Origin of the sequence: Rhodococcus sp. GXMU-t2271 (assembly GCF_041414735.1) — a bacterium.
Taxonomy (GTDB): domain Bacteria; phylum Actinomycetota; class Actinomycetes; order Mycobacteriales; family Mycobacteriaceae; genus Rhodococcus; species Rhodococcus indonesiensis.
The window spans coordinates 1-5,056 of sequence record NZ_JAUIZP010000087.1; the positions used below are offsets into that span (position 1 = coordinate 1).

Here is a 5,056-nt window from a genome sequence, read left to right on the forward strand (position 1 = left end):
CACCTCCACCAGCCGCTCGAACGGCACGTCCGCGTGCGCGAACGCACCGAGCGCGGCCTCCCGGGCGCGGGCGAGCTGCTCGGTGAACGGCTGGTCCGGGTTCACCCGGGTACGCAGCACCAGGGTGTTGACGAACATGCCGACCACGTTGTCGAGTTCCTGCTCGCCGCGACCAGCCACCGGGGTGCCGACGGCGATGTCGTCGGTCCCTGACAACCGCGCCAGCAGCACCGACAGTGCCGCGTGCACCACCATGAAGAGCGTGGTGCCGTGCCGGCGCGCGACGTCGTCGAGCGCGGAGTGGATCTCGGCGGACACGACGAACCGCTCGGTGCCGCCGCGGAACGACTGCCGTGCCGGCCGTGGCCGGTCCGACGGCAGGTCGAGCTGGTCGGGCAGCCCGGCGAGGGTGGTACGCCAGTAGGCGAGCTGGTCGGCGATCAGCGACTCCGGGTCGCTCTCGGAGCCGAGAAGTTCGTGCTGCCACAGTGTGTAGTCCGCGTACTGCACCGACAGCGGCGGCCACGCGGGACGCTCCCACTCGATGCGTGCGGCGTAGGCGGCCATGACATCACGTGCGACCGGTCCCATCGACCAGCCGTCGGCGGAGATGTGGTGCATGACGATCGCCAGCACGTGCTCGGTCGGGTCGATCTCGAATAGGTGGGCCCGCACGGGCACCTCGCGGGTCACGTCGAAACCGGCGGACGCGAGCGCCGAGATCTCCTGCTGCAGGTTCTCTTCCGTGATCGACGTCGGTGTCAGGTTGGGCACCGCCGTGGCGGCGTCCGTGACGACCTGCATCGGCCCGTCCGGCCCTTCGGGGTAGACGGTTCGGAGCGACTCGTGCCGATCGATGACATCCATGACGGCGACCTGCAGCGCGGTGATGTCGAGTTCACCGGACAGCCGCAGCGCGAAGGGCAGGTTGTAGGTGGCCGACTCGGGCTCGAACCGGTTGAGGAACCACATGCGCTGCTGGGCCAGGGACAGCGGGATCCGGTCGGGGCGCGGCCGGGCCACGAGCGGGATGCGGCGGCCGGCGCCGGCACGGTGTTCGACCCGCGCGGCCAGCGTGACGACGGTCGACGCCTCGAACAGCAGCCGCACGGGCACCTGGGTGTCGAGGGCCGCACCGAGCCGGGACACGAGCTGGGTCGCGACGAGCGAGTTGCCACCGAGCTCGAAGAAGTCGTCGTCCAGTCCGACCCGGTCGATACCGAGGACGCTCTCGAAGGTGCCCGCGACGATCTCCTCGATCGGCGTGGTGGGGGCGCGGAAGGCCCGCGCCTCGAACACCGGCTCGGGCAGTGCCTTGCGGTCCACCTTGCCGTTCGGGGTGAGAGGGACGGCGTCGAGGACGACGCAGACCGAGGGGACCATGTAGGACGGCAGGAATCCGGCGACGTACCCGGTGAGCTCCTCGCTGTCGAGTCCCGCCTCGCCGTGGACGTAGGTGACCAGAGTGGTCTGCCCCGAGGGCATTTCGTGCCCGACCGTGGTGGCGAAGTCGACGGCGGGGTGCGAGAGATAGGCGGCGTCGATCTCCCCGAGCTCGATCCGGTAGCCACGGACCTTGACCTGGAAGTCGGTCCGCCCGGCGTACACCAGCCGGCCCTCGTCGTCCCACCGCACGACGTCGCCGGTGCGGTACATGCGCTCACCCGGCGCGCCGAACGGGGAGGCGACGAAGCGGTCCGCCGTCAGCGCGGGTCGCCGGTGGTAGCCACGGGCGAGCGCGTCTCCGGTCAGATACAGCTCCCCGGACACACCGGCCGGAACCGGGTGGAGCCGGGCGTCGAGCACGAGGACACCGACCCCGACAACCGGAGTGCCGATCGTAACGGGGTCCCCCGGGTGCAGTTCGCCGCGGGTGGTGGCGATGGTGGCCTCGGTGGGGCCGTACGCGTTGAAGTAGCGGCGGCCGGGCGACCAGCGGGCGACCAGATCGGCGGTGGAGACGTCGCCACCGACGACAAGAACGCGCAGGGTGTCGAGGTCGCGGGGGTCGACCGATCCGAGTACGGCGGGGGTGATGACGGCATGGGTCACCCCGTACTTCTCGATCAGGTCGTGCAGTTCGATCCCACCCAGCACGTTCGCGGGTGTCACGACGAGTTCGGCGCCGGAGGAGCCGGCCATGAGCCACTCGAGCACCGACGGGTCGAAGCTGGGTGCGCACACGTGCAGCACCCGTGACCGCACGGTGACGCCGTACAGTTCGACGCTCTCCTGCACGAGCGCGGCGAGTCCGTGGTGGGTCACGGCGACGCCCTTCGGCAGGCCCGTCGACCCCGAGGTGTAGATCATGTATGCCACGTGGTCGAGACGCAGCGGCGCGAGGCGGTCGGCGTCGCCGACGGATGCGGCGGAAGCCCGTTCGATCGCCGTGCGGGTCTCGTCGACGTCGAGGGCGTTCCAGTCGAAGTCCGCGGGCAGCTCCGGCAGGTGCCCGGCGGTGGTCAGACCGAGGACGGCGCCGGAGTCCCGGACGATGTGCCGGATGCGTTCGACCGGGTGTGCGGGATCGATCGGCACGTACGCGGCACCGGTCTTGGCGACGGCCCACACGCAGTGCACCATCTCCGCGGATCGCGGGAAAGCCAAGGCCACAATCGTTTCCGGTCCGACACCGCTGTCGACGAGGACGCGGGCGAGACGGTTGGACCACTCGTCGAGCTCACGGTAGGTCAGGGCCGACTCGCCACATCGGACGGCGATCGTGTCGGGCGCGAAATCCACTCCGGCCGTAAGCAGTTCGACGAGCGGCCGCTCCGCCCGATGGAGTTCGGGGCCGCGGACCGAGACGAGCCGGGCCTCCTCCTCGGGCGCGAGGAGGTCGATGTCACCGACCGGCGTCGCCACATCGGCGACGATCGCTTCGAGGATCCGCGCGAAACGCTGCCCGAAGACGTCGACGGTGTCGGCGTCGAACAGGTCGGTCGCGTACTCGAACACGGCGTCCACGCCGGCCGGGCGACCCTCGTCGTCGGTCCGCTCGACCAGCCACAGCTGCAGGTCGAACTTCGCGATCGGCACGTCGAACTCGGCCGCGGTGGCACGCACACCGGAGAACGAAATATCGCGCGTTCCAGGAGATTCCACGGCCAGCGCGGCCTGGAACAACGGATGACGAGCCGTGGACCGGGGCGGCTTGAGGACCTCCACGAGCCGCTCGAACGGGACGTCCGCATTGGAGAAGGCGCTCAGATCGGAGTCGCGGACCCGGTCGAGGAGTTCCTCGAAACGCGCCCCCGGATCGACCCGCGTGCGCAGCACCAGTGTGTTGACGAACATGCCGATCAGGTCGTCGAGCAGACGATCACCCCGGCCGGCGACGACGCTGCCGATGGCGATGTCGTCGGATCCGCTCAGTCTCGACAGGAGGACGGCGTACGCGGAGTGCATCACCATGAACAGCGACGCATGATGCGAGCGGGCGACCTCGACCAGACCACGGTGGGTCTCGGCCGAGATCTGGAACCGGCGCTTGTCGCCGCGGTAGGTGGCGACCGCCGGGCGGGGACGATCCGCGGGCAGGTCGAGCTGATCCGGGATGCCGTCGAGTTCCCGAGTCCAGTAGGCGATCTGCTGCGCAGAGATCGAGGCCGGGTCGGATTCGAGTCCGAGCACGTCGCGTTGCCACAGTGCGTAGTCGGCGTACTGCACCGGAAGCGCGGACCAGCCGGGTTCGGAGCCGGCCGCCCGCGCCGCGTATGCGGTAACGATGTCGCGCACGAGCGGCTCGAAGGACGATCCGTCGGCGGCGATGTGGTGCAGCACCATGGCCAGGACGAACTGGTCGTCCGCCAGCCGGTACAGGGCGATCCGGAACGGCAGGTCGACGGCGACGTCGAACCCGCGCTGCGCCAGGGCCACGACCCGGGCGTGCAGATCGGACACGGCGATGTCGAGGACGGGGACACGACTGTCGACGTGTTCGGCCGGCAGGATCACCTGTTGCGGTTCCCCGTCGACGGCCGGGTAGACGGTGCGCAGTGTCTCGTGCCGGGCCACGACGTCGCCGAAGGCGGCGTCGAGGGCCGCCGGATCGAGCGGACCGGTGAGCCGCACTGTGAAGGGCAGGTTGTAGGCGGCGGTACCGGCGTCGAACCGGTTGAGGAACCAGATCCGCTGCTGCGCCGTCGAGAGCGGCAGCACGTCCGGCCGCGGTCCCGCGACGAGCGGCCGGCGGGCACCCGATCCGGACTGTCGCGCCACCCGGGCCGCGAGGCCCACGACGGTGGACGACTCGAACAGCACCCGCACCGGCACCTGGGTGTCCAGGGCGGAGCCGATCCGGGACACGAGCTGGGTGGCGACGAGCGAGTTGCCGCCGAGTTCGAAGAAGTCGTCGTCGAGGCCGACCTCGACGACTCCCAGGACCTCGGAGAACGTCTCGGCCACGATCCGCTCGGCGGCGGTGCGCGGCGCCCGGAACATGCGGGCGCTGTTGAACACCGGCTCGGGCAGGGCCCTGCGGTCGAGCTTGCCGCTGGTGTTGAGCGGGAACGCGTCGAGCACCATCAGCGACGCCGGAACCATGTACGACGGCAGCGCCCGGCCCAGCGCCTCGGTCAGCGCATCGGTGTCGATCGCATGGCCGGGAGCGGCGACGAGGTAACCGACGAGCTGGTCGCCGGTCGCCGTCGGCACCACGAGCACGACGGCCTGCGAGACCTCCGGGACGGCGAGCAGGACCGCCTCGATCTCGCCCAGCTCGATGCGCTGGCCGCGGAACTTGACCTGGAAGTCGGTACGGCCGATGTAGTCGAGGTAGCCGGCACCGTCCGCGTCGAGGCGCCACAGCACGAGGTCGCCGGTGCGGTACATCCGGTCGCCCGGGGCGCCGAACGGATCGGCGAGGAACCGGTCGGCGGTGAGGTCGGGGCGGCGCAGGTAGCCGCGCGCGAGCTGGACCCCGGCGAGGTAGAGCTCGCCGGGCCTGCCGGGCGGTACGGGCCGCAGCCGGTGGTCGAGGACGTAGACGCGGCTGTTCCACTGGGGGACGCCGATCGGGACGGTGGTCACGTCCTCGGGAGTCGCCCGGTGGTAG

At 70.6% G+C, this 5,056-nt stretch carries 1 protein-coding gene; it reads right to left on the bottom strand.

The window, feature by feature from the left end; all coding sequences use genetic code 11:
- Positions 1–5,031: amino acid adenylation domain-containing protein (locus tag QYS60_RS25610; RefSeq protein WP_371384642.1), on the bottom strand; the 5,031-nt coding region annotated here is incomplete at its 3' end.
- Positions 5,032–5,056: the final 25 nt, after the last annotated feature.